The 24,489-nt window shown below is 67.3% G+C and carries 24 protein-coding genes; 2 read left to right on the top strand and 22 right to left on the bottom strand.

Going from position 1 to position 24,489, the window contains the following annotated elements:
• Positions 1-8: 8 nt before the first annotated feature.
• The 12 genes from rnc to ACTIE9_RS00345 form a co-directional block, all read right to left on the bottom strand.
• A complete protein-coding gene (rnc, locus tag ACTIE9_RS00400) occupies positions 9-701 on the bottom strand; it encodes a ribonuclease III (protein ID WP_439563595.1) in 693 nt (230 codons plus the stop codon).
• 13 nt (positions 702-714) lie between these two features.
• Positions 715-918, bottom strand: coding sequence for a 50S ribosomal protein L32 (gene rpmF, locus ACTIE9_RS00395; RefSeq protein ID WP_255159904.1), 204 nt, complete (start codon positions 916-918; stop codon positions 715-717).
• A gap of 69 nt (positions 919-987) precedes the next feature.
• Positions 988-1,548 carry a YceD family protein gene (locus ACTIE9_RS00390; RefSeq protein WP_439563594.1) on the bottom strand — a complete coding sequence of 187 codons (561 nt, stop codon included), beginning with the start codon at positions 1,546-1,548 and terminating at the stop codon, positions 988-990.
• 137 nt (positions 1,549-1,685) lie between these two features.
• Entirely contained in the window at positions 1,686-3,053 is a 1,368-nt protein-coding gene (locus tag ACTIE9_RS00385; protein WP_439563593.1) for an aspartate aminotransferase family protein, read from the bottom strand.
• Positions 3,054-3,093: 40 nt separating this feature from the next.
• The gene (locus ACTIE9_RS00380; RefSeq protein WP_439563592.1) at positions 3,094-4,329 is read right to left on the bottom strand and encodes an FAD-binding domain-containing protein; all 1,236 of its coding nucleotides are present in this window, start codon (positions 4,327-4,329) and stop codon (positions 3,094-3,096) included.
• A gap of 81 nt (positions 4,330-4,410) precedes the next feature.
• On the bottom strand, positions 4,411-5,556 hold the full coding sequence (locus ACTIE9_RS00375) for an ABC transporter substrate-binding protein (RefSeq protein WP_439563591.1): 1,146 nt from the start codon (positions 5,554-5,556) through the stop codon (positions 4,411-4,413).
• 85 nt (positions 5,557-5,641) lie between these two features.
• A complete protein-coding gene (locus ACTIE9_RS00370) occupies positions 5,642-6,496 on the bottom strand; it encodes an ABC transporter permease (RefSeq protein ID WP_439563590.1) in 855 nt (284 codons plus the stop codon).
• A complete protein-coding gene (locus ACTIE9_RS00365; protein ID WP_439563589.1) occupies positions 6,496-7,305 on the bottom strand; it encodes an ABC transporter ATP-binding protein in 810 nt (269 codons plus the stop codon). Before ACTIE9_RS00365 ends, ACTIE9_RS00370 begins: the two co-directional genes overlap by 1 nt.
• Complete coding sequence (locus tag ACTIE9_RS00360) at positions 7,302-8,225, bottom strand: ABC transporter permease (protein WP_439563588.1); 924 nt, start codon at positions 8,223-8,225, stop codon at positions 7,302-7,304. The genes ACTIE9_RS00365 and ACTIE9_RS00360 overlap by 4 nt, the downstream gene beginning before the upstream one ends.
• A complete protein-coding gene (locus tag ACTIE9_RS00355) occupies positions 8,222-9,238 on the bottom strand; it encodes a TIGR03842 family LLM class F420-dependent oxidoreductase (protein ID WP_439563587.1) in 1,017 nt (338 codons plus the stop codon). Before ACTIE9_RS00355 ends, ACTIE9_RS00360 begins: the two co-directional genes overlap by 4 nt.
• A 28-nt stretch (positions 9,239-9,266) precedes the next feature.
• Positions 9,267-10,730 (bottom strand): dihydropyrimidinase, encoded by a 1,464-nt coding sequence (gene hydA, locus ACTIE9_RS00350; protein ID WP_439563586.1) that lies wholly within the window; start codon positions 10,728-10,730, stop codon positions 9,267-9,269.
• A 12-nt stretch (positions 10,731-10,742) separates the two neighbouring features.
• Positions 10,743-11,591, bottom strand: a complete 849-nt coding sequence (locus ACTIE9_RS00345; protein ID WP_439563585.1) for a nitrilase-related carbon-nitrogen hydrolase — start codon at positions 11,589-11,591, stop codon at positions 10,743-10,745.
• A 162-nt stretch (positions 11,592-11,753) separates the two neighbouring features.
• On the opposite strand from ACTIE9_RS00345, the gene cofD reads away from it, so the two are divergent.
• Entirely contained in the window at positions 11,754-12,770 is a 1,017-nt protein-coding gene (gene cofD, locus ACTIE9_RS00340; RefSeq protein WP_439563584.1) for a 2-phospho-L-lactate transferase, read from the top strand.
• Between the two features lie 28 nt (positions 12,771-12,798).
• Here the strand turns inward: cofD and ACTIE9_RS00335 are convergent, their stop codons facing one another.
• Genes ACTIE9_RS00335 through ACTIE9_RS00315 form a run of 5 tightly spaced genes read right to left on the bottom strand, consistent with a single transcriptional unit; the run spans position 12,799 to position 17,887 of the window.
• Entirely contained in the window at positions 12,799-13,671 is an 873-nt protein-coding gene (locus tag ACTIE9_RS00335) for a DUF6807 family protein (protein WP_439563583.1), read from the bottom strand.
• The gene (locus tag ACTIE9_RS00330; RefSeq protein WP_439563582.1) at positions 13,668-14,771 is read right to left on the bottom strand and encodes a Gfo/Idh/MocA family protein; all 1,104 of its coding nucleotides are present in this window, start codon (positions 14,769-14,771) and stop codon (positions 13,668-13,670) included. Before ACTIE9_RS00330 ends, ACTIE9_RS00335 begins: the two co-directional genes overlap by 4 nt.
• A gap of 7 nt (positions 14,772-14,778) precedes the next feature.
• The gene (locus ACTIE9_RS00325; RefSeq protein WP_439563581.1) at positions 14,779-15,627 is read right to left on the bottom strand and encodes a carbohydrate ABC transporter permease; all 849 of its coding nucleotides are present in this window, start codon (positions 15,625-15,627) and stop codon (positions 14,779-14,781) included.
• Positions 15,617-16,585 carry a carbohydrate ABC transporter permease gene (locus tag ACTIE9_RS00320; RefSeq protein ID WP_439563580.1) on the bottom strand — a complete coding sequence of 323 codons (969 nt, stop codon included), beginning with the start codon at positions 16,583-16,585 and terminating at the stop codon, positions 15,617-15,619. Before ACTIE9_RS00320 ends, ACTIE9_RS00325 begins: the two co-directional genes overlap by 11 nt.
• A gap of 15 nt (positions 16,586-16,600) precedes the next feature.
• On the bottom strand, positions 16,601-17,887 hold the full coding sequence (locus ACTIE9_RS00315) for an ABC transporter substrate-binding protein (protein WP_439563579.1): 1,287 nt from the start codon (positions 17,885-17,887) through the stop codon (positions 16,601-16,603).
• 318 nt (positions 17,888-18,205) lie between these two features.
• On the opposite strand from ACTIE9_RS00315, the gene ACTIE9_RS00310 reads away from it, so the two are divergent.
• Entirely contained in the window at positions 18,206-19,213 is a 1,008-nt protein-coding gene (locus ACTIE9_RS00310; RefSeq protein ID WP_439563578.1) for a LacI family DNA-binding transcriptional regulator, read from the top strand.
• Positions 19,214-19,253: 40 nt separating this feature from the next.
• On the opposite strand, the gene ACTIE9_RS00305 is transcribed toward ACTIE9_RS00310, so the two are convergent.
• From ACTIE9_RS00305 to ACTIE9_RS00285, 5 genes are read right to left on the bottom strand one after another with little or no spacing between them, the layout of a single operon-like run.
• The gene (locus ACTIE9_RS00305) at positions 19,254-20,105 is read right to left on the bottom strand and encodes an SDR family NAD(P)-dependent oxidoreductase (RefSeq protein WP_439563577.1); all 852 of its coding nucleotides are present in this window, start codon (positions 20,103-20,105) and stop codon (positions 19,254-19,256) included.
• 13 nt (positions 20,106-20,118) lie between these two features.
• Complete coding sequence (locus ACTIE9_RS00300) at positions 20,119-21,501, bottom strand: FAD-dependent oxidoreductase (RefSeq protein WP_439563576.1); 1,383 nt, start codon at positions 21,499-21,501, stop codon at positions 20,119-20,121.
• 7 nt (positions 21,502-21,508) lie between these two features.
• Positions 21,509-22,303: an enoyl-CoA hydratase/isomerase family protein gene (locus tag ACTIE9_RS00295; protein WP_439563575.1), complete on the bottom strand. Its 795-nt coding sequence runs from the start codon at positions 22,301-22,303 to the stop codon at positions 21,509-21,511.
• Positions 22,303-23,496 carry a CaiB/BaiF CoA transferase family protein gene (locus tag ACTIE9_RS00290; protein ID WP_439563574.1) on the bottom strand — a complete coding sequence of 398 codons (1,194 nt, stop codon included), beginning with the start codon at positions 23,494-23,496 and terminating at the stop codon, positions 22,303-22,305. Before ACTIE9_RS00290 ends, ACTIE9_RS00295 begins: the two co-directional genes overlap by 1 nt.
• A gap of 10 nt (positions 23,497-23,506) precedes the next feature.
• Positions 23,507-24,478 (bottom strand): NAD-dependent epimerase/dehydratase family protein, encoded by a 972-nt coding sequence (locus ACTIE9_RS00285; protein ID WP_439563573.1) that lies wholly within the window; start codon positions 24,476-24,478, stop codon positions 23,507-23,509.
• Positions 24,479-24,489: the final 11 nt, after the last annotated feature.

The raw sequence follows: 24,489 nt of genomic DNA, 5'->3' as shown, positions 1-24,489 counted from the left end.
ACCGGATCTCAGCGCCGTGACTGCAGCACGACGCACGCCTCGAGTGCGGCGGCCATCTCGGCCTGCTTCTTGCTCGTGCCTTCGCCCGTCGCGATGGGCTCGTCGGCGAGCAGCACGGTCGCGGTGAAGACCTTCGAGTGGTCGGGGCCGTCATCGCTGATCGCGTAGACGGGCAGGCCGAGACCCAGGTGCGCCGCGAGCTCTTGCAGCGAGGTCTTCGGATCCATGGCGGCACCGAAGCGGTCGGGGTCGGAGAGCAGCGGGTCGATGAGGCGCAGCACCAGGTCGGTGGCGACCTCGCCACCGAGATCGAGGTAGGCGGCGCCGATGAGCGCCTCGACCGTGTCGGCGAGAATCGACGACTTCTCGCGCCCGCCCGTCAGTTCTTCGCCTTTGCCGAGCTTGAGGTGCTCGCCGAGCCCGATAGCGCGAGCGACCTCGGCGAGTGCGACCGATGACACGAGCGATGCGCGCCGCTTGGCGAGATCACCCTCGGTCAGGTCGGGGTAGGTCGTGTAGAGCATGACCGTGACGGCCTGCCCGAGGATCGAGTCGCCGAGAAACTCCAGGCGCTCGTTCGTCGCCGCACCGCCGTGCTCGTACGCCCACGAGCGGTGCGTGAGAGCGAGCTCGAGCAGCTCAGGCTCGATCGTCACCCCGAGGGCGCGCTCGAGGGCGCTGCGATCATCTGACGGCATCATGCCGACAGCGATATCAAACGTCGGCGACCTTGCGGCCCTTGTACTCCATGTACAGGGGCGTGCCGGCCGAGTCCTCGACCACCTTGGCGCGGTGGGGAAGGCTGTAGACGACCTTGCCGTTCTCGACGGTCTTCACGAGGGTCGGCACAGACGCCTTCCACTGCGAGCGACGCGAGTTCGTGTTGGAGCGCGACATCTTCCGCTTGGGAACAGCCATGGTGGTTCTTCTCTCTGTCAGGCCGGCACGCGCGCGCGTGACGGTGAGGTTCGTGGGTGGGCGAGCGCCCTAGCTCGTGGTCCCGGTGTTCTCGTTGTGCTTGCGGCTCTCGTCGTGCTCAAGGGCCAGGCCTTCGAGCACCGCCCAGCGAGGATCGATGACCTCGCGAGGCTCCCGCGGGCCGGCATCTGCCAGGCGCTCACCGGTCTCGGGGTCGAGACCAGGGCAATCCTCGCGGCACACCGGCTGGAACGGGAGCGACAGCACGACGGCGTCTCTCACCACCGGTTCACAATCCACGTGATCATCGTGAACCAGGTAGTCGTACGCCTCGTCTTGAGAATACGCGAAAAGCTCCTGGAATTCGACTTCGACGGGGATGACGACGGGGTCGAGGCAGCGCACGCACTCCCCGAACGCGGTCGTGCGAACGTCGGCCGAGACCAGGATTCCGTCGTGCAGGCCCTCGAGCCGCAGGTCGAGCTCGAGCTCGGTGCCCTCGGGCACGACCACCGCAGCGGCGCCCAGCTGCTCGGGCACGGCGAAGGTGAGCTGCTTCTCGCGCATCTCGCCGGGGCGGTGCACGAGGTCGCGAACATTCACGCGATAGGGGTTCGACGGGGTAGGCATAGCGCTCCATCCTACCGGCGGTCGAGGCCTCCACCGTCGGCGAGACCGTCGGCGAGGCCGTCGTGGGCAGAGGAACGGCCGCGAGCATCCGTCGCCCGATCGCTCGGGATGCTCGCGGCCGGTCTCACCGTAGGCGGCTAGTTCTGCGCAACCGCCGTGAAAGCGCCGTCATACGCCTGCATGGCGACTGCGACTTGCTCGGGAGTCACGATGCACGGCGGCACGACGTGGATGCGGTTGTCGGCCGCGAAGGGCAGCACCTTGCGGGCCATGAGCTCGGCCTTCAGCCGGTTGATGACATCGGCGCCGACGGGCTCGCGCGTGGCGCGATCGGTCACGAGGTCGAGCGCCCAGAACACGCCGAGGCCGCGCACATCGCCGATCATCGGGTGCTTCTCGGCGAGGGCGCGCAGGGCGGGGCCGAGGTGCTGCTCGCCGATCATCTTCGCGTTCTCGACGATGCCCTCCTCGGTCATCGCATCGATCGAGGCGACGATCGAGGCCGCGGCGAGCGGATGACCGCTGTAGGTGAGTCCACCCGGGAAGACGCGCTCGTCGAAGGCCGCGGCGATGCTCGGGCTCATGACGACGCCGCCCACGGGCACGTAGCCCGAGTTGACACCCTTCGCGAAGGCGATGAGGTCGGGGGTGGCGCGGTTCGGGTTGATCGTCTCGTTCTGCCAGGCGAACCAGTCGCCCGTGCGGCCGAAGCCGGCCATGACCTCGTCGGCGATCCAGACGATGCCGTACTTGTCGGCGATCGCGCGCACGCCTTCGAGGTAGCCGACCGGCGGCGCGAAGATGCCCGCCGTGCCGGGCACCGACTCGAGCAGGATGGCCGCGATGGTGCCGGGGCCCTCGGCGACGATCGTGCGCTCGAGGTGGCGCAGGGCGCGCTCGCACTCCTGCTCCGGTGACTCGGAATAGAACTCGCTGCGGTACGTGAAGGGGCCGAAGAAGTGCACGTGGCCGTAGGCGTACTCATTGGGCATGCGGCGCCAGTCGCCCGTCGCCGCGATCGCGGCGCCCGTGTTGCCGTGGTAGCTGCGGTAGGTCGAGAGCACCTTGTGCTTGTGCGTCGTGAGGCGCGCCATGCGGATGGCGTTCTCGATGGCGTCGGCGCCGCCGTTGGTGAAGAACACCTTGCTGAAGCCGGGCCCGGCCTTCTCGACGATGCGGTGCGCCGCTTCGCCGCGCACGAGGGCCGCGTGCGAGGGCGCGACCGTCGCGAGCTGGGCCGCCTGGCGCTGAATAGCCTCGACGACCTTCGGGTGCGAGTGGCCGATGTTGGTGTTCACGAGCTGGCTCGAGAAGTCGAGGTAGGTCTCGCCGTCGTAGGTGTAGACGTCGCAGCCGGCGGCGCCCGCGACGACGAAGGGCTTCAACGCCCCCTGCGCGCTCCACGAGTGGAAGACGTACTCGCGATCGAGGTCGTAGGCCCGCACACCATCGGCGGGGTCGAACGCGGGGGCGGAGGTGTGTGACCGGTTCAAAGTGTCGGTCATGGATATCAGTCCTTGAGTCGAAGGAACGGGAGTACCGCCATTATCGTCGCTCGGCACCGATCTGCTCATCGCGCAGAAGTGCAGGAATCTTCTCGCGGAACGGGAAGAACCCGCGGGTCGCGTGCGGCCAGGCGCGGGCATCCCACGATCGCAGGATGCGCGAGACTGCGATGCCCTCCGCGGCGAGGTCGCGCTCAAGGCCGTCGAGGCGGTCGCGCACCGGCCCGACGGGCGCGTACGGCGTCACGAGCCCCGTCGCGTCGTGCGCGCGCAGCCACGGCAGAATCGCGGATGCCGTGAGTCCGTCGAGCGGGCTGGCCTCGGCCGCGTAGTGCGCGCCGGCCCGCGTGCGGCCGTCGGCGAGCGCGGTTGCGGTGAATCCCGCGACAAGTGGGGCCGTGGGATCGGCGAGGGTCGACCGGCCCTCCCCCGCCGTCGGGCTCGCGACCGCGACGACCTCGGCGCCGGCGGCGCTCAGCATCGGCTCGAAGCTCTCGGCGTGCAGGTCGTCCTCGTGCAGCAGCAGGGCGACGCAGCCGCTCGGCAGCGGCTCGGGCCGCGGCGCCGGGCCGGGGGTCGGGAGCGGCGCGTCGTCCTCCACCGCGGGCGCGACAGCCGCGAGCCCGCGCGGGCGGAACCGCCCCTCCGTGGCGAACGCGATGTTCTGCGTCGTCGCGAGGTAGGTCTTGCCGACCGTCTGCAGGCCCGCTACCCATCGCCAGCTGAGCGTGTTCGAGGCCGGGTCGCCGTCGAGCAGGTGGCGCAGGAAGAAGTCGGCGCCGAGCTGCCAGGGCAGGCGCAGCGTGAAGATCCAGATGCTCGCGAACCACATGCGCGCGTGGTTGTGCAGGTAGCCGAGCTCGACGAGTTCGCGCGCCCAGTCGTCGAAGCCCTCGATGCCCGTTCGGCCCGCGATCGCGTCGTCGTAGGTCGCGCGCTCGGCGGCGCTCAGAGCGTCGAGCGCCGGTGCCACGCTCGCCGTGTACCGCGCCCACACGCTCGGGCGCAGCTCGAGCCAGCCCTTCCAGTAGGTGCGCCAGTAGACCTCCTGCACGAACTTGCCCGCCGCATCGAGCGAGTGCCGCTCGAGCACGGCCTCGACGACCTCGCGCTCGGTCACGAGGCGGTGCCGCACCCAGGGCGAGAGGGTCGACACATTCGTGCGATCCTGCGGGCCGCGGTCGGTGTTGCGCTCGGCGGCGTAGGCACGACCGGCACGCGGAACGAAGTCGGCGAGCCGGGCGAGCCCCGCGTCGCGGGTCGCGTCAGGAGTCATGGCCCCATCGTGCGGCAGAGACGCTGAGAGGCGGCGGGATGCCCGGTGCGAGCATCCCGCCGCCTCAGCGGTCAGCAGCGGCTAGTTGCCGCCCTCCATCAACTCGACGTCGATGGGCGAGAAGCCCTCGCCCGTCGTGTCGACGCCCTCCTCCGCGAGCTCGGCGAGCGCGCGCTCGATCCACTCGTTCGTGTAGGCCGTCGCGGGGGGCTCAGCCGTGATGAGGCTCGCACCCGTCTCGTTGACGGCGCTCAGCGCGGCGGCCACCGTCGCGGCGAACGCGTCGGGGTCGATGTAGCCGATGCCGTTCGGAGCCGGCCAGATGAGCTTGTTGGTCTCGTTGACCATCCACAGCTCGTGGCTCGGGCCCCAGCCGGAGCCCGCGTCGATCGTGATCTGCGCGGCCTCTTCGGGGTTCTCGGCCGCGTAGACCCAGCCCTTGATGACGGCCTTCAAGAAGGCGACGGTCGTCTCCTGGTACTCGGTGTCGCTCTCGAGGCGCTCGGTGTCGGCCCAGATCGCGTCTTGCAGCATGGCGCCCACGGTGTCTTCGTAGCTGATGACGTTGAGATCCTCCGGCGTGTACAGCTCACCCGTGTCGGGGTTGACCGACTCGAGCACCTGCGCGTACTCGTTGTACGTCATCGCCTGGGCCGCGTCGATGTCGCCCGCGAGGAAGGCGTTCATATTGAAGTCTTGCGTGATGATCTCGACCGTGGTGGAGTCGAGGCCTTCGGCGGCCATGGCCGCGAAGATCTCCCACTCGTTGCCGAAGCCCCACGAGCCGATCTTCTTGCCCTCGAAGTCGGCGACCGACTCGATGCCGCTGTCGGCCCACGCCACCTGCAGCGTGCCGGAGCGCTGGAAGATCTGCGCGATGTTGGTGACGTTGGCGCCGGCCTCGATCGAGCCGAGCACCTTCGGCACCCAGGCGATCGCGTAGTCGACATCGCCGTTGGCGAGGGCATCCTGCGGCACGATGTCGCCGCCACTGGGGATGATCTCGACGTCGAGGCCGGCCTCTTCGAAGTACCCCTGCTCCTGCGCGGCGAAGTAGCCCGCGAACTGGCCCTGGGGCAGCCACTGCAGCTGCAGCGTGATGGGCGTGAGCTCATCGGGCGCGTCGGCGCCTCCCTCGTCGGCGGGAGCGGAGCAGGCGGAGAGCGCGAGCGCAGCGGTGAGGCCGATCGCGCTGAACGTCGCGAAGCGACGGGTGCGGTTCATCATGTGCTGTGTCCTTTCGGTGTTCGGGACGGTGCGGGGATGGTGCCGGTCGGCCCCGATGGTGCGCGGGGACGGGTGCGGGGTCACGTCATCGTCGACGCGAAGCCCAACGTTCCAGAGCGAGGGTGACCAAGTAGAAGGCCAGCCCCAGCACGATGGCGGCGACGACGTACGCCCAGGCGCGCGGATACGCGCTCGAGGCCGCCGAGGTCGAGATGAGCCCGCCAAGGCCGCCGCGCGGGCCACCGAAGTACTCGGCGACGAGCGCGGAGATGACGGCGAGCGACGAGGCGAGCCGGATGCCCGTGAAGGTGTACGGCACCGCCGTCGGCAGGGTGATGGTGCGCATGACCTGCCACGGCGTCGCCGCGAAGCTCGTCATGAGCTCGCGATGCACCGGCTGGGTCTGCCGCAGCCCGCGCGCCGTCGTGATGAAGACGGGCACGAAGGCCGCGAGGCTCGCGATGAGCTGCCGCCCGGTCTGCGAATCGGCGCCGAACATGGTGTTGAGCACGGGGGCGAGAGCCACAATCGGGATGACCGCGAGGGCGGCGACGACGGGAGCGAGCATCCCGTCGACCAGTCGACTGGTCGAGGCGATGAGCGCCGCGATGACGCCGAGCAGCGAGCCGGTCACGAGGCCCACGAGTGCGTTGAGGCCCGTGATGGCGCCCGCGCTCAGCATCGACGGCCAGAACTCGACGATCTCGGCGATGATCGCCGCCGGGCTCGGCAGCAGGTAGGCCTCGACGAGCCCGCTGCCGGCGAGCAGCTGCCACGTGCCGATGACGACGATGCCGAGCACGACGGGCGCGATCGCGCGCTCGGCTGTGCTTGGTGTGCGGCCCAGCGGGCCGACGTTCGCCCTGCGGCCCAGCGGGCCGACGCTCGCGGTGCGGCCCCGCGGGCCTGGTGAGGGGCGCGTGCGCGCAGCCGTCGACATCAGCGGTTCTCGACTCCGCGCGGGGCGGCGGTGACCCCGCCGCCGCCGTGCAGAGCCTCGCGCACGGCCGTGATCATCTCGAAGAAGCTGCCGTCCTCCCGCAGATCGTCGGCGCGGCTGCCCGTGCTGCCGAGCGACATCGGCACGACCTCGGCGATGCGACCCGGCCGCGGCGACATCACGACGACGCGGTCGCTGAGATACACCGCCTCGGGGATCGAGTGCGTGACGAAGACCACCGCGGCGCCTGTCTCGGCGGCGATGCGCAGCAGCTCGGTCTGCATGTACTCGCGCGTCATCTCGTCGAGCGCGCCGAACGGCTCGTCCATGAGCAGCAGCTCGGGCTTCTTCGCGAGGGCCCGCGCGATCGCGACGCGCTGCTGCATGCCGCCGGAGAGCTGGTCGGGAAAACGGTCGCCGAAGTCGCCGAGGCCCACGAGGGCGATGAGCTCATCGACTCGCGACCGCACGTCTGGCCGCGCCATGCCGCTGAGCTCGAGCGGCAGCGCGATGTTGGCCGCGACCGTGCGCCAGGGCAGCAGACCCGCCTGTTGGAAGGCGATGCCGTAGCGCTGGTCGACGCGCGCCTGGTGGGCGCTGGTGCCGAAGACCTCGACCGTGCCGGCGCTCGGCGTCTCGAGGTCGGCGATGAGGCGCAGCAGCGTGCTCTTGCCGCATCCTGAAGGCCCGATGAGCGAGACGAACTCCCCCGGCGCGACCGCGAGGTCGACGGCGCTGAGCGCGACGACCTGGCCCTTCTTCGTGTCGAAGACCTTGTCGACGGCCGAGACGGTGACCGCGTTGGTCATGATTCTCCTTCGGTGCGGCGGTAGTCCTTCACGAGCAGCCCCAGCAGGGCCACCGAGCCGGCGGCGATGAGCCCGAGGGCGATCGCGCCGAAGATGGGCGCCCAGGCCTTCGCGGGGTCTCCGCTGGCCTGACCGGCGTACTGGATGACCAGCCGCCCGATGCCGCCCTGCAACCCCGTCGACACCTCGGCGACGACGGCCCCCACCACGGCGTTGGCGGCCGCCAGCCGTAGCGCGGGTAGCAGGTACGGAACGGCCGAGGGGAGCCGCAGGTGCAGCATCGTCGGCCACCATCCGGCCGAGTACGTGTGCATGAGCTCGAGGTGCAGGCGATCAGGCGCTTGCAAGCCCTTGAGTGCGCCGACGGCGACGGGGAAGAACGCCAGGTAGCTCGCGATGACGGCGACGCTCATCCAGTCCTGCCACTCGAACGCCCCGATCTCGATGCGCGAGCCCCAGCTCTTCACGAGCGGCGCGAAGGCGATGAGCGGCACGGTCTGGCTGAGCACGATCCACGGCAGCAGGGCCGACTCGGCGAGCATCCAGCGCTGCATGATGAGGGCGAACGCCATGCCGACGACGACGCCGACCACCCAGCCGGCCGCGGCGATGCCGAGCGTGAGACCGGCCGCGAGCACGATCTCGAGCCACAGCACGCGCGCGCCCTCGGCTCGTGTGACCGGCTCGAACAGCCGGGCCACCATGTCCCACACGTGCGGCATCGCCAGATCGCTCGTGCGCGGCAGCACCCGCACATCGCCGACGACGAGCCCGTCGACGGGGCCGAGCCACTTGTAGAGCTCCCACAGCGCCGCGAGCGCGACGATGCCGAGCAGTCCGTACCCGGCCGCCCTCAGCCGCGCACCCCGGCTGGCCCGCCGCCGTCGGGGCGGGGCCAGCAGGGTGGCGGCGTCGGTCATACCTTGGCCTGCTTGTTGCCGTTCAGGGCGGGGATCACGTGCTCACCGTAGACCCGCAGCGTCTCCTCCTTGTTGTCGTGCTGGAGGTAGCCGGCGAACTGGTCGACTCCGAGGTCGCGCAGCGCCTCGAGCTTCTCGATGTGGTCTTTCGCATCACCGAGCACGCAGAAGCGGTCGACGATCTCGTCGGGCACGAAGTCGACGTGGTCGTTGCCGGCCTTGCCGTGGGTGTTGTAGTCGTAGCCCTGGCGCCCAGCGATGTAGTCCGTGAGCGCCCGCGGCACGTCGGTCGAATCGCCGTGCTTCGCGACGATGTCGGCGACGTGGTTGCCGACCATGCCGCCGAACCAGCGGGTCTGGTTACGCATGTGATCCCAGTCGGTGCCGATGTACATGGGCGCCGCGACGCAGAACTTGATGCTCATCGGGTCGCGCCCGGCGTTGTCGGCCGCGGTGCGCACGGTCTCGATCATCCACTTGGCGATGTCGAGATCGGCGAGCTGCAGGATGAAGCCGTCGCCGACCTCGCCCGTGAGCTTGAGCGCGAGCGGGCCGTACGCCGCCACCCACACCTCGAGTTCGCTGCCGTGGCTCCACGGGAACTGCAGGGTGGCGCCGTTGTACTCGACCGCGCGCGAGTTGCCGAGCTCGCGGATGACGTGGATCGACTCGCGCAGCGACGCGAGCGTCGTCGGCTTGCCGTTCGTCACCCGCACCGCCGAGTCGCCTCGGCCGATGCCGACGATCGTGCGGTTGCCGTACATCTCGTTGAGCGTCGCGAAGACGCTCGCCGTGACCGTCCAGTCGCGCGTGGCCGGGTTCGTCACGAAGGGGCCGACCTTCACGCGGTGCGTCTGCGCGAGGATCGCCGAGTAGATCACGTAGGGCTCCTGCCACAGGATGTGGCTGTCGAAGGTCCACACGTGGCTGAACCCGTACTGCTCAGCCAGCTTGGCGAGGTGCACCGTGCGGCTCGCGGGCGGGTTGGTCTGAAGTACTGCTCCGAAATCCATGGATGCTCTTCTCTTCGTTCGCCGGATCTCAGACCAGGTACTGGCTCAGGCCGCGGCGCAGGTACTGCCCGTGCCCGGCCCGACCGTGGAACTGATCGTTCTGGATGACGACCGAGCCGCGCGAGATGACCGTGTCGACCTTCCCGTCGATCTCGAAGCCCTCCCACGCCGCGTGGTCCATGTTCATGTGGTGCTTGCGACCGGTCGGCGTGCCGTTCTCGTCGACGGGCATGCCGATCGAGGTGTGGCCGTTCGGGTCGTAGACGACGATGTCGGCGTCGGCCCCGGGCGCGATGACGCCCTTCTTGCCGTACAGCCCGAACATGCGCGCGGGCGTGGTGCTCGTGATCTCGACCCAGCGCTCGAGCGTGATCTGCCCGGTGACGACGCCCTGATACATGAGGTCCATGCGGTGCTCGACCGAGCCGATGCCGTTGGGGATCTTCGAGAAGTCGCCCAGGCCCAGCTCTTTCTGGTCTTTCATGCAGAACGGGCAGTGGTCGGTCGAGACCATCTGGATGTCGTTCGTGCGCAGGCTCTGCCACATGTGGTCCTGGTGGCCTTCGGCGCGCGAACGCAGCGGCGTCGAGCACACCCACTTGGCTCCCTCGAAGGCGCCGTACTTCTCGCTGACCGCCCCGAGCTGCTCTTCGAGCGACAGGTAGAGGTACTGCGGGCACGTCTCGCCGAACACGTTCTGGCCGATGTCGCGCGCGGCGGCGAGCTGCTCGACCGCCTGCTTGGCGCTCACGTGCACGACGTAGAGCGGGGCGCCGGTGAGGTTCGCGAGCATGATCGCCCGGTGGGTCGCCTCCTCCTCCATCTGCCAGGCGCGCGCGACGCCGTGGTAGTACGGGTCGGTCTTGCCCTTGGCGAGAAGCTGCGCGACGAGCACGTCGATCGCGGGGCCGTTCTCGGCGTGCATCATCGTCATGAGACCGTGCTCGGCGGCCACCTGCATCGCGCGCAGAATCTGCGCGTCATCGGCGTAGAAAACGCCCGGGTAGGCCATGAACATCTTGTAGCTCGTGATGCCCTCGTCGATGAGCTTCGGCAGTGCGGCGAGCGAGTCGTCGTCGACGCCGCCGACGATCTGGTGGAACCCGTAGTCGATCGCGCAGTTGCCGCCGGCCTTCTCGTGCCAGGCGGCGAGGCCGTCGAACACCTTCTGGCCCGCGGTCTGCACGGCGAAGTCGATGATGCTCGTCGTGCCGCCCCAGGCTGCGGCGATCGTGCCGGTCTCGAAGGTGTCGATCGCGGCGGTGCCGCCGAACGGCAGCTCCATGTGGGTGTGCGCGTCGATGCCGCCGGGAATCACATACTTGCCCGTGGCGTCGATGACGGTGTCGACGGATGCGGCCAGGTCGTGCCCGAGCAGAGTCGAGCCGGGTGCGAGCACGGCGACGATGGTCTCGCCGTCGACGAGCACATCGGCCGCGCCGCGGCCCGTGGCGGAGACGACCGTGCCGCCGGAGATGAGGGTGGTGGTCATGGCCGGGCCTCCTTAGGGCTTCACCGTCGCGGTGTACGACTCGGGCCGGCGATCGCGGTAGAACTGCCAGTTGTTGCGCACCTCGCGAATCAGCCCCATGTCGAGGTCGCGGATGACGATCTCGGTCTGGTCTTGGCTCGCGACCTCGCCGACATAGTTGCCGCGCGGGTCGACGAAGTAGCTCGAGCCGTAGAAGGTCACGGCGAGGTCGCCGAACTCGTCGCTCTCGGTGCCGATGCGGTTGTTCGCACCGATGAAGTACTGGTTCGCGGCCGCCGCGGCGGGCTGCTCGAGCTCCCACAGACGGTTCGAGAGGCCGGGCTTGGTCGCGCTCGGGTTAAACACCAGCTCGGCGCCGTTGAGGCCGAGCTCGCGCCATCCTTCGGGGAAGTGCCGGTCGTAGCAGATGTACACGCCGACCTTGCCCACGGCCGTGTCGAACACGGGGTAGCCAAGGTTGCCGGGGCGGAAGTAGAACTTCTCCCAGAACCGGTCGAGGTTCGGGATGTGGTGCTTGCGGTACTTGCCGAGGATCGTGCCGTCAGCATCCACCACCACGGCGGTGTTGTAGTACACGCCCGGCATGTCCTCTTCGTAGATGGGGAGGACCATGACCAGCTTCAGTTCTTTCGCGAGCGTCGCGAAGCGCTGCACGATGGGGCCGTCGGCGGGCTCTGCGTAGTCGTAGTACTTCGCGTCTTCGATGATGCCGAAGTACGGCCCGTAGAAGAGCTCTTGGAAGCAGATGATCTGAGCTCCGTCGGCGGCGGCATCGCGCGCGAACTGCTCGTGCTTGGCGATCATCGATTCCTTGTCGCCCGTCCAGGTGGTCTGGGTGATGGCGGCGCGGATGGTGGTCATGGGTGGTTCCCCTTTTCCTCTTTGAACTGGGGCCAGTGTGCGCTTCGAGCGTTTCCGGCTCGTTTCGCCCAGTGACGCGTGAGTAAAGCCTAGGGCGCAGGTGCGCATCGGTACACCCGCTCGCACATATGAGCAGGAGTCGACGGCGCTAGCGTGGGCGGTATGAGGATCGTGGTGCTCGCGGGCGGGGTCGGAGGCGCGCGGTTCGTGCGCGGACTGCGGGAGGCAGTGCGCTGGTGGCACCCCGAGTCGACGATCGACGTCGTCGTGAACACGGGCGACGACTGGTGGCTCGCGGGCCTGCGCATCACGCCCGACCTCGACTCGATGCTCTACACGCTCTCGGGGCAGAACGACGAGGTGCGCGGCTGGGGCCGCGTCGGCGAGAGCGAACGCGTATCGGCCGAGCTGCAGGCCTACGGCGTGACGCCCGACTGGTTCACGCTCGGCGATCTCGATCTCGGCACCCACATCGCGCGGTCGGCGTGGCTGCGCGCGGGGTTCACGCCGTCGCAGGTCGTCGCACGCCTGCAGGAGCGCTGGGATCTCGGCGGCGTGCGCCTGCACCCCGCGACCGATCACGAGATCGACACGCACGTCTGGGTGGCGTCAGACACGGGCGCCAAAGAAGACCTGCACTTCCAGGAGTGGTGGACGCGCTACCGCGCCCAGGTGCCCGCCCTGCGGTTCGAGCAGCGCGGCGTCGCCGCAGCGGCGCCCTCCCCCGGCGCGCTCGCGGCGCTCGCAACGGCTGATGTCGTGCTCGTGGCCCCCTCGAACCCGGTCGTGTCCATCGGCACGATCCTGGGCATCCCGGGCATGCGCGACGCGGTGCTCTCCGCCGGCTCGGCGTCGGCGACCGGCCGTGCCCCGATCGTGGGCGTCTCGCCGATCATCGCGGGGGCCGCGGTGCGCGGCATGGCCGACGCCTGCCTCACGACGATCGGGGTGGCGACGGATGCCGGTGCGGTCGCCCGGCACTACGGCCCCCGAGCCGCTGGTGGCCTGCTCGACGCCTGGCTGGTCGACGAGGCCGACGAGTCGCTCGTCGCCGGACTGCGCGCGGACGGCATCGCCGCCGCGGCGGTGCCGCTCTGGATGCGCGACCTCGACACTGCTGCCGCGCTCGCCGAGGCGGCGCTGGGCGCGGCATCGGCGGACGCGACCCCCGAGAACTGAGGGTCGACGCCCGCCGGGGCCGGCTCGTTCAGGCGCGGGTGAGGAGCGGCACGATGTCGTCCGCCGACACGTGTCCGTCGGCAACGACGAGGCGGTGCCCGAGCTGCACAGACTCACCTTTTCCGAGCGTGAGGCCGTTATCGTAGAGGAAGGCCCACCCGAAGCCCGAGAAGTTGCCGCCGCGAATGATCCAGCGCGACCGCTCCGCCTGATCGGTGGCACAGCCGAGGGTCACGAGGGAGCCGTCGTTCGCCGTGAGGTGCACGACCAGCCACGGCGAGTCGACACCGGAGTCGTCGACCGGGCCGTCTTTGCCCAGGATGCGGTTCGTGACAAGGCCGGGAGCACCTCGGAAGAAGAGTCCGCCATAGCCGCCATCCGGCCGACCCCCCTGAGCGGGCGTTTCCAACGACACGCTGTCGCGCTCCGGGTTCGTGAGGGTCGAGATCCACGAGAGCTGCCACCATCCGGTGGCCTCCGGAGCGACGAACTCGAGCTGCCGTGATTCGGTCAGCAGAGGCTCCCCCTCCTGCCCGACCCAATCGAGGGTCGACGCGACGGAGAGACGGTCAGCGCCTTGCTCGACGACAGCATCGCCACGCTGCCGGATGGATCCCTGGTTCTCGACGAGCTCATACCCGCGTTCGGGGCCGAAGTAGGTCCATCCTCCCCAGAGATTCGCATCGGCGACCAGCGGAACACCGAAAAACAAGCCGTGGTGCCACAGGTGGTCGTCCGGGGCGAAGTCGGTCACCACGTGCCCTGCGCGCGTCGTCAGCGGGTGCACGTAGGGCTTCGGCGTCTGCATCGCCGGCACGTCGGGGTGAGTCACATACCGGGCGATGGCGACTCCGTCGACGACGACGGAGATGTTGCCGTCGGAGCGCGTGCTCGTCATCATCGGGTGGTGACCCTCTGATCAGCACCGGCATCCAGTGCGTCGTAGAACGCGTCGCCCGGAACGATCGTTCCGCGCTGCACGAACTGCCCCGTAGTGGCCGACTTGTAGAGCGCCGTCAGCAGCTCAATGGTGTTGCGTGCGTCGGCCGCGGTCAGCTCCGGCTTCACCCCCCGTGACCAGTGGTCGAGAATCGACGACAGCTGGGCTTGGTGTGGGGCGACGTACTCCTGTGGGGGCGTCCAGTCGTCGTGGACGGCTTGCACTCCGTCGGAGCCCATCGTCGTGACAGTCCACTCCTCAACACGCGGGTAGTAGACGGTGTTGAGTTCGAGTGCGGCGCCTTCTGCGAGAACTTCCACCATGGTGCGCTGGTCGTGACTGAGAACGGTCGACACCAGGTTCGCGAGCGCACCGGACTTCATCCGCACGATGGCGACGCTCGCATCCTCGACCTCGATGGGCCGTGACAGCGTGTCGACGAACGAGCCGACAACGTCCCAGTCGCCACCCATCAGCCACATGAGCAGATCGATCGCGTGAATCGCCTGGCTCGTCGTCGCGCCCGCGAACTCGGTCTCCCGCTTTCCCCGCCAGGGGATGTCCCAGTAGGAAGGGTGCCGGTACCAGACCGTGCGGGCCGTGCCGACCAGAGGCCGGCCCCACCGCTCGGTCGAGAGCCCCTCGCGGATCTCCTGCGAGCCACCGGCATAGCGGAACTGCGAGACGGTCACGCACCACTGCCCGGTTGCACGCTCGGCCTCGATGATGCGGTCCACCGCGGCGAGCGAGCCGGCGAGCGGCTTCTCGCAGTAGGCCCACGAGCCCGCCTCGAGAACCTGGATGGCGAGCTTCTCGTGAGTGTGCGGCGGCGTCGCGACGTGCACCAGGTCGGGAGATTCCTCTTTCAGCATGTCCGCAGCGTCGGCGTACACCCGGGCTGTCGGGTAGGTTTCCGCCGCACGAGCGCGACGTTCCGGATCGGGCTCGACGATACCCACCAGCTCGACCCTGTCCGCGAGGCCCGCGATTGCAGGAAGATGCGCCCCTGCACTGATGCCGCCGGCACCGAGAACAGCAACTCGAGCAACTTTCGGATTCATGAAGTCCTTATCCTTTCAAACCAGTGGTAGCGATGCCCTGAGTCAGGTACTTCTGACCCGCGAGGAAGAAGCCGAACAGTGGGCCCAACGACAGCACGGCCATCGCGAACATCGGACCCCACGATGAGTTGCCCGTCGCGTCGAGGAACGAGTTCAGCGCGAGCGGAACCGTGAAGAGGTCAGGGCTCTGCAGGTAGATCATCGGAGTGAAGAAGTCGTTCCACGTCCAGATGAACGTGAAGATCGCGGTCGTGACGAGGGCCGGAACCGTCAGGGGAAGGATGACCCTCCGATACGTCTGCCAGGGCCCGCATCCATCGATGCGCGCTGCCTGGTCGAGCTCGATCGGAAGACTCCTGATGAACTGCACCATCAGGAAGATGAAGAACGAGTCGACGGCGAGGAACTTGGGCACGACCAGGGGGAGGAACGAGTTGCTCCACCCCAGCGACGAGAACAAGACGTACTGCGGCACGATCACCACGTGGTGCGGAAGCATGATCATGCCCAGCATCACCGCGAACAACACTCCCCGGAACGGGAAGGACATCCGCGCAAAGGCATATGCCGCCAGCGAGCACGAGATGAGGTTGCCAATCACCGCGGCGACCGCAACGACCGTGGAGTTCACGAACGCCACGCCGAACGGAGTGCCCGCACCCGCCCATCCATCCACGTAGTTCTGGATGGTGACAGGGTTCGGGATGATCGAGATCTCGCTGAAGATGAACTCCGGTTCCTTGAACGAACTGCCAAACAGCCACAAGACCGGATAGATCAGGGCGATGCAGAACGCGATGATCATCGCGTGCTTGAAGGCCGACCGGCCCTCCCATCGAACGGAGCTACTGCTCATAGTTCACCCACTTCCGTGAAGCCCAGAAGACGAGGCCCGTCACGGCACCGACGCCGATGAAGAGGATCCACGCCATGGCGCTCGCGTAGCCCATCTCGAATCCGGTGAACGCCTTCTGGTAGAGGTACAACGTGTAAAAGAGGGTGGAGTTTGCGGGCCCGCCGGTGCCGCCCGACACGACGAATGCGGGGGTGAAGGCCTGGAACGCCCCAATGAGCTGCAACACCAGGTTGAACAGAACCACCGGGCTCAGCATGGGCAAGGTGATGTGCCAGAACTGTGAAAGCTTGCCCGCTCCGTCAATGGACGCGGCTTCATAGAGGTACTGCGGCACCTGACGAAGAGCGGCCAGGAAGATCACCATCGGCGAGCCGAAGGTCCAGACGTTCAGCACGATGAGGGTGCCCAGCGCGGTGTCGGGGTTGCCGACCCAGCTTCCCGCGTCAATGCCGAAGACGGCCAGAATCTGATTGAACAATCCGTCACTGCCGAACATCTGACGCCAGAGCACGGCGATCGCGACACTCGTTCCGATCAGCGAGGGCAAGTAGAGGATCGACCGGTAGATGGCCAGCCCGCGCAGACCCCGATTCAGGAGGAGCGCGAGCGCGAGAGCGAACGCGAGCTGCAGAGGCACGGAGATGATCACGTAACGGAGGGTGACATCCACTGATTCCAAGTACTTCGGATCGGCGGTGAACATCCGCACGTAGTTGTCGAGGCCGACCCACTCCGGCGCCTGCAGAAGGTTGTAGTTGGTGAAGGAGAGGTACAGCGAGTAGAGGGCAGGACCCAGCGAGACGGCGATGAGCCCGAACAGCCACGGCGCCAGGAACAACCAGGGCGCCAGTCTCTCTCCATTGCGGCGGTGCCGGCGCCGGCGCCGGGGGGCAGAGGCCCCCACGGCGCCGGCGCTGTCACTCACGAGCCGCAGTCGCGATCGCTCGTCGACAGACATGTGATGGGTCCTCCGCTAGCGACCGAAGGTCGACTCGGCTGCCGCGAAGAACTCGTCGACGGCATCATCGACAGACAGTTGGCCGAAAGCCACACGCTGCGAGTACTCCGTGAAGAGGGCGATGACCTCGCCCGCACCGGCGACCGGCGGAACCGGGCTTGGCGCACCGTTCTCGCGAACAGACTCGACCAGGCGCACGAACTCCTGCGCGGTCTCGTCTGCGCCTTCTGTGGCGGCGTCGATCACCGTCGGGTTGAGCGGGATTCCGCGCTCGATCCCGAGAATGGCCGTAGCCTCGGGGTCGTTGACCAGGAAGTTGATCAGCAGACCCGCCGCTTCCGGGTGCTCCGACGTCTTCGCCACAGCGAGCGTCATGGCGGTGCGCAGGTAGGAACCCGGCGTGTCGGCGTCGCTGGGAGCACGGACCGCGTCGACGTTGTCGGCCGTCTGCGACTGGATGGCCTGAAGCACGTTGGCGGTCGAGAAGCCCATGGCGGTGCGGCCGGCGACCAGCGCATCGTAGTTCGTCGGGTACTCAGCAGCAACGTCAGCCGGCACCGCCGCTCCCGACTCGCGCAGGTCAGCCCAGAGCTCCCACCAGCTGGCGAGGTCCTCCTTCGAGAAGGCCAAGCCCTGGTCGTCGATGAAGTCACCGCCAGCCTGCTTGGCCCACACCTCGAAGGCCTGGTTGAAGCCCGACCAGTCGGAGGTGCCGTAGACGGCTCCGCCCGAGGCGTCGGTGATCGCCTGAGCGGTCTCGGCGAAGTCATCCCAGGTCCAGTCGTCGGTCGGGGCGTCGACACCGTAGGTCTCGAATGCGACGGTGTTGTAGGAGACGGCCTGCGTGGTCACGCTGAACGGCAGTGCGCGAACCTCACCATCGATGAGGATGCTGTCGAGCACCGACTCGGGCCAGCCCTCCAGAGAGAGCGGCTCGGGGGCCAGGGTGTTGAGGTCGAGCAGCTGACCGCGGTCACCGAACTCCCGGAGGATGTCGTCGTAGAACTGGAAGACGTCGGGCGCGTTGCCGGCGGCCGACTGGGTGAGGAGCTTGTCGCGGTAGCCCTCGAAGCCGGCCGGCTCGCGCACAACCGTGATGTTGGGGTACTTCTCCTCGAACAGGTCGATCGCGGCGTTGGTGCGCTCGTGGCGCGCGTCAGACCCCCACCAGGTCATGCGGATCTCGACGGGGCCTTCCTCCTCTGAGGGAGCCTCGGCGGCACAGCCGGTCAGGAACAGTGCGGCCGCGACTGTCGCGGCCCCGAGGGCTCGAAGGTTCACTCTTCGTGGTGCGTCACTCATGGTGTTGTCCAATCTCATCGTTGAGTTGCTCAGTTCGAGCATGGGGACTAGTGAGAGCAGTGTGACACAGCAATTGCCAGGTGCGCAACCGATTGTTCTTTTCGGCCGACGAGCGGGAAGCACTGAGCCTCGACAGAGGGAGACTGGGCCGCGCACACCGCGCGAACCGCAGCGACCGGCCGGTGTCGGCGCGAGGGTGCCGACCGCTGATGCATGGCACTTCCCGATCGCGCGGCCGTCGCGCTCGCCGCACACGCAACCAGCCGCCGCGGTCGTCACGTCATTCCGCGCTGCCCACCATGCCGCTACGGTGGAGCCGTGGCAAAGCTGAGAGACGTCGCCGAGCGGGCGGGCGTCTCTGTCTCGGTGGCCTCTCGGGTGCTCAGCGGCGATACCCGGGCTCGCGTGAGCCCCTCCACTCGGGATCGCGTCTTCGCCATTGCCCAAGAGCTGAACTATGTGGCTGACAATCGCGCCCGTGCACTGCGTTCGGCCCAGACTCGGGCAATCGCCCTCGTTGTTCCCAAGGTCAATAACGCCGTCTTCGGGCCCCTGTTCGCGGGTGTCGGTGCGCAGGCCCGTGCCAGCGGATTCTCGGTGCTCCTCGGTGAAGTCGACGATGAGGACGGCGAGGATGCCCTCCGACGGCTCATCGGCAACGGCCGGGTGGATGGCGTGGTCCTCCAGAGGCCCGAGAAGACCACCGACGATCAGCTTCGTTCCCTGATCGATGTGTCACCTCCCGTCGTCCTGTTCAACACCGTCCTGGCGTCTCGACGTGGTTCGGTGATCATTGACGACGCGAACGGCATCGATCTCGCTGTTGCGCATCTGCTGGGGACCGGGGCCCGACGAATTGGCTTCATCGGCGGTAACCCGCTCCACGACGCAGCACAGCGGCGCGAGGAGGGATTCCGTTCAGCACTCCGTCGACGTGGGTTCGCCGTCGATGACGACCTCATCGTCTCCACCGGCTGGGAAGCGAGATCGGGCGATGAGGGCGTGCGCACTCTGCTTGCCCTCCCTGACCCGCCCGACAGCATCGTGGTCGCTAGCGTCAACGCGGGTATCGGAGCTCTCCACCAGGCCATGTCGTCTGGTATCTCCGTTCCGGATGAACTCGCCATCATTGCCCTGCAAGACACCTGGGCGGCACGGTACGTGACTCCCGCCCTCTCCACCGTGGAGATGCCCCTGGAGGATGCTGGCCGGCGCGCAGCGGAGATGCTTCTGTCGGCGCTGGAGGGTCAGCCCTTGACGGATGACATGGTTTCCGATCCCCCGCCCCGACTCATTCAGCGCGAGTCGACCAGAAGAGTCTCCTGAACCGTCGGATCGGCGACAACGCACCGCGAGCGAGTTCGTCTCAGTGCTTGACGGCGAATCCACCGTCAACGTAGAGCGACGTCCCGGTGACGAACGACGAGAGATCGCTCATCAACCAGACGGCCGCGTTCGCAACGTCGCTCGGCGTGGCCATGCGCCCGAGAAGGTGCTGACCTGTCGCGGTCGCGCGCAGAGCATCCGGATCGGCCGCTGTCGCCAGCGCCTTGTGGGTGAAGCCTCCATCTACCCAGCCCGGGCAGATCGTGTTCACGCGAACGCCAAACGGTGCAAGTTCGCCGGCGAGCCCGACGCTGTACCCGATGACTCCCGCCTTGGTGGCAGAGTACGGGGCTGACTCTCGTGAGGCCGAGAACGCCGCGACAGACGACAGGCTGACGATGGAGCCGCCCCCCGACGCTTTGAGCGCGGGCACCGCCGCGCGGGATGCCCGGAACACCCCGGTCAGGTTGACGTCGAGCAGAATGCTCCACATCTCATCGGTCATCAACTCGCTCGCAGCACTCCCTCGGTGCCCGGCCGCATTCATCAGTGCCGTGAGCTTTCCGAACGACTCGACGACAGCGTCGACGCAGGCCTGCACCGAGTCTGACCGCGTCAGATCGATCTCGTAGGCCTCTGCGATGCCGCCGTCGGCCTCGATCTCACGCACTACCGCCTGCGCCGCCTCCCGATGGAAATCGGCGACGGCGACGCGCGCACCAGCGAGGGCGGCAGTACGCGCCACGGCCGAGCCGATCGCGCCCGCACCACCGACAACCAGCACGACATCGTCCCTGAGATCAATGGCAATCATGCGTGACTCCTTCCCGTTCTTTCGGTGTCGAGAACCTCTACGCCCAATCCGGGACGTTCCCGTAGCCCGCTTCTGCACAGCGAGACGCGTGTCAGAGCGCGCTGCCGTGCTCGATCATCGTGCGGCGCAACTGGTCGACGTCAACGTCGCGGTAGGCGGTTGACGTCTGCAAGGACATGACCGTTGCTCGAGCAGCGGTGTGGCCGTATTCGAAGCACTGAGCGGTCACCCGAGCGGACGCGAGTGCCTCATGCTCCGCTCCGAGACATCGGCCAGCGACGATGATGTTCTCGCCCATCGTCGGGACGAGAGCACCGTACGGGACCTCGTAGTAGTCGTCGAGGAGCCAGTGCAGCTTGGGCCGCGTGCCATCATGCAACTCAATCGGCCACGGGGATCGGGCGATGCCGTCACCCGACTTCTCGCACGACACCACCATGTCGTTCGTCAGCGGCCTCACGGCCGCGATGCTCCGCGTCTGACGGATGCCGACTTCGACTCCGGTATCGACGACATACGCCGCGCCACAGCCCGGAACCTGTTCACGGAAGAAGTGCGCGTAGGCCCGAACCTGACGGCGACCGTCGATCTCCGCGATAGTGAAGTCCTCCGGATCAATGACGTTGAGCACTCGTCCGAGGGGGCCAGTCAAGCGCGTGGCATTCACCATGAGCTCTCCCGGCCGAGGGGTGCGGAAGACCCAGATCTTCTCGCGGGGCAGATCAGCCCCGCGTTCCCGCTCCGCGATGATCGCGGCGCTCAACTCTCCGTGACAGATGGTGTCAGGGCCGAAGTGGTCCCAGAACGCATCCGTATCGACGTTCGCCAGCCGGAAGAACATCGTCGGGTTCTGGATTCGACCGTTGTCGCCGAAGAAGTATCCAGCCCCTCCCCGCGACACCACCGCTCCGTCGCCGGAGGCGTCGATCACCCGCTGGCAGTGAACCGCAACTCGACCGGCGTTGGATTCGAGGATGACACCGCGGTAGGCGTCACCTTCCATCACGACCCCGACGACAGCGGTGTGGTAGAGCACCCGAACCCCAGCCGCGGTGAAGAACGTGTCCGCGCTATCTCGCCAGACAGCCGGGTCATGAGCGACCGTCCAGGTCTTCCCGTAACGCTGAGGGGCCGTGACGCCTCCCCGGCTCTCCAGCTCCGCACGGAAGCGCTCCGCGAACCCGAAGACAACCTGGTGAGGGCCGGAACGCTCGTCGTCCGTCGCGAGGTACAGGCCACAGATCGTGCCCGACATCCCTGCCACAGCAGCGCCACCGGCGAAACCGTAGCGCTCGACCAGGACGACGCTCAGACCCTCCTCGGCGAGGACCGTCGCGGCGGCCGTTCCGGCAGCACCCGCGCCGACCACAACGACATCCGTAGTGGTGAGAACGGGAATCGAGTGATCCGGTGGGTACACGGCGTCAAGCGTCCACCGGTCAAGGTGGGGCGACGTGTGGGTCGGGAGGGTCATTGCATCCTCACTCTGTTCCGGTCGCCACCGCGAATCGGGGGGGCCGTTTCTCGACGAACGCCGCGATTCCCTCGCGAGCGTCTGTGGTAGCGAAAAGGTCGAGCAGGAGATCCTTCTCCACGTCCTGCAGGTTGACCGGGCCGTCGAGGCCCGCCGAAGCCTGAATTGCATGCTTCGCCGCGGCCAGCGCATGGGCTGGTTGCATCGCGAGCCGCTCAGCAAGGACGATGGCCTCCCGCTCCACGCTGTCTGAGGCAATCACCATGGTGATGAGACCGCTGGCGGCGAGTTCGGCCGCAGGGAGAACGCGCCCGGTCATGATGGCTTCCTTCGTCTTCGCGAGCCCGAGGTAGGCCGTGAGACGGTAGGTGCCACCCCATCCAGGAATCAGACCGAGGCTCAACTCGGGGAGGGCGAACGTGCTCCGCTCGCTCGCGATCACGAGATCCGACGCCAGTACCAGCTCGAAGCCACCCCCGAAGGCGAGACCATCGACGCCCGCGACGATAACGACGGGCGACCGCGTCATGCGGCGGCAGAGTTCGTTGGCCCGCTCCGTGAATGCCCGGAGTGCGGGCGGATCATCGATCGATTCCGCGTAGCCACGCACGTCAGCACCCGCCGAGAAGTACCCTGGCGCACCCAAGAGTACGAGGGCACGGTCGCCGTTCCGCTCGGCCTCCGTCAGCGCGACGAGAAGCCCGTCGAGCATCTCCGCGGTCAGAGCGTTTCGTTTCTCGGCTCGATCAAGAACGACCCGCGCAACACCCCCCGAGCGCTCAACGACGACGTGGGACGCCATTACCCGACGCATCCTTGGGCGAACAGGCTGTCGATGTGCTGCGCGTCGTACCCCAACTGCTCGAGCACTGCCCGCGTGTCCTCCCCCAGCTCGGGAGGCGGCTTGCGGATGCCGGGGCGGCGCCCTCCGTACTTGAGCGGATGCGCGAGCAACCGAACCTCCCCTGCCCGCTCGTGCGTGTACGACGTGAAAGATTCGTTGTGGAGAACTTGGGGGTCGACGAGGACGTCGGAGTAGCGATTCACTCGGGCGAACCAGACGCCCGCAGCACTGAAATCGTTTGTCCACTCCGCCGTCGACCGCCGTGCCAGGTGATCCTTCACCCGCTGATTCACGTCGTCTCGCCGAGCGTGCGCGTCGTGTGCGTCGACCGACAGGAACCACTCGTCGTTGAGCACCGCGGCCAGCGTCTCGAGACTCGTCAACGAAATGCAGAGATAGTCGTCACTGGTCGCGAAGACGCCGTAGGGGGCGCGGTAGTAGGGCGACGAGACGCCGCTGGACGAACGCTGAGCGGTCATCCCATTCAACGCGTACGTCATCGGCTCGATCTGCAGGTCGAGAGCGGCGTTCAAGAGGTTGCTCTCCAGCCGGGTTCCGTGACCCGTCTGATCCCTGCCGCGCAGGGCGGCGAGAATTCCGAAGGCCGCGAGCACGGCCGCATGCTGATCGACGATGGATGCTCCCACAGGAGTCGGCGGCGTCTCCGAGGATCCCGTTGCGGCGGCGAGGCCCGAGAGTGCCTGAATAAGGACATCCTGTCCCGGCCGATCCTGATACGGCCCGTCACTGCCATAGCCAGAGAGCGATGCATAGATCAGACGGGGGAAGGCCGACGACAGTTCCTCATACCCGAGCCCCATTCGATCAAGAGCACCGGGTCGGAAGCTCTCAATCAGAACATCACACTCTGCAATGAGGTCGAGAACGACCTGCTTCGCATCAGGGTCCTTGAGGTTGACCGCCATGCTGCGGATGTTCCGGTTCGCGAGCGCATAGAACGGACTCAGGCCATTGAGCGTCTCGCCCGTGGCACTCCACGATCGTTCGAACGCTCCACTGATCGGCTCGATCTTGACGACGTCTGCGCCGAGGTCCGCCAGAAGCTGCGTCGCCGATGGTCCCTGGAGGAAGTGGGTGAAGCTGACGACCTTGATGCCGCTCAGCATCGTCGCTTCCCAGGATGCGTTCATGCGACCCTCCTTAGAACTGACCTGAACGGACGTCGAACTTGCTGGGCTTGCCGTAGATGGGCTTGTCGTTCTTCACCCAGTCGGCCACCCAGCGCACCATCGTCGAGATCGGCACCGTGGGGTTGCCCATGAGCTCGTTGCCAAGATCGCAATTGACGGCGAGAACGTGGTCGCTCTCTTCGCCCTCGAAGACAGGTTCGACGCCGAGGTGCTTGCCGAACTCCAGCGCGAGGCGCCGCACGCTCACGAGCTCGGGCCCCCCGATGTTGATGGGGCTCGACGGTGTCTCCAGATGGCCGAGAAGGCGAACGAACTGGTTGATCGCATCCCCTTGCCAGTGGAGGTTGACGGTGCCCGTCGCGAGAGGGACGGGCTTTCCATCCCGAACCCAGCTGGCAATCTCCTGCATCACGCCGTATCGCATATCGACCGCGTAGACGAACCGAACGATGCGCCCCGGTGTGCCGTGCAGCCGGCTGAAGTACTGGAAGGTCCTTTCACGACCGACCACCGAGTTCGCGTACTCGCCGGGTCGCGCGAGTGGCGGGGTGTCTTCGCCGACACCACCCCGACGAGGGTCGCTCCACGGATACACGTGAATCGACGAGAGCGCCACGATGCGCGAGTCTCGGAAGGCGTCGGCCACGATCGCCGGAGCCAGAGTGTTCATCGCCCACAGGAAGTCTTCCCGCCCCTTGGCATCGAACTTGAGGCCCGCCATGTAGATGACGTTCTTCACCTTGGGCAGCTTCGCCACAGCGTCGCGATCGAGAAGATCGCAACGGATGGTCTCGACCCCGTGCCTCTGGAGCGACTCCTCGCTGCCAGGTTCGGAGAAGCGAGCCACACCGATCACTCTCTTCGCGGGAGCGGCGCGCTTGATGAGACGGGCGAGTCCGAGCCCCATCTTGCCCGCGACGCCCAAGACGATGACGTCGCCGTCTAGAGCCGCCAGATCTGCGATCGTTTCGGGTGTCGGCAACGAGAGAAAGT

It is taken from the genome of Microcella sp. (assembly GCF_051860105.1).
GTDB lineage: Bacteria > Actinomycetota > Actinomycetes > Actinomycetales > Microbacteriaceae > Microcella.
This window is presented reverse-complemented; position numbering and strand designations above follow the sequence as displayed.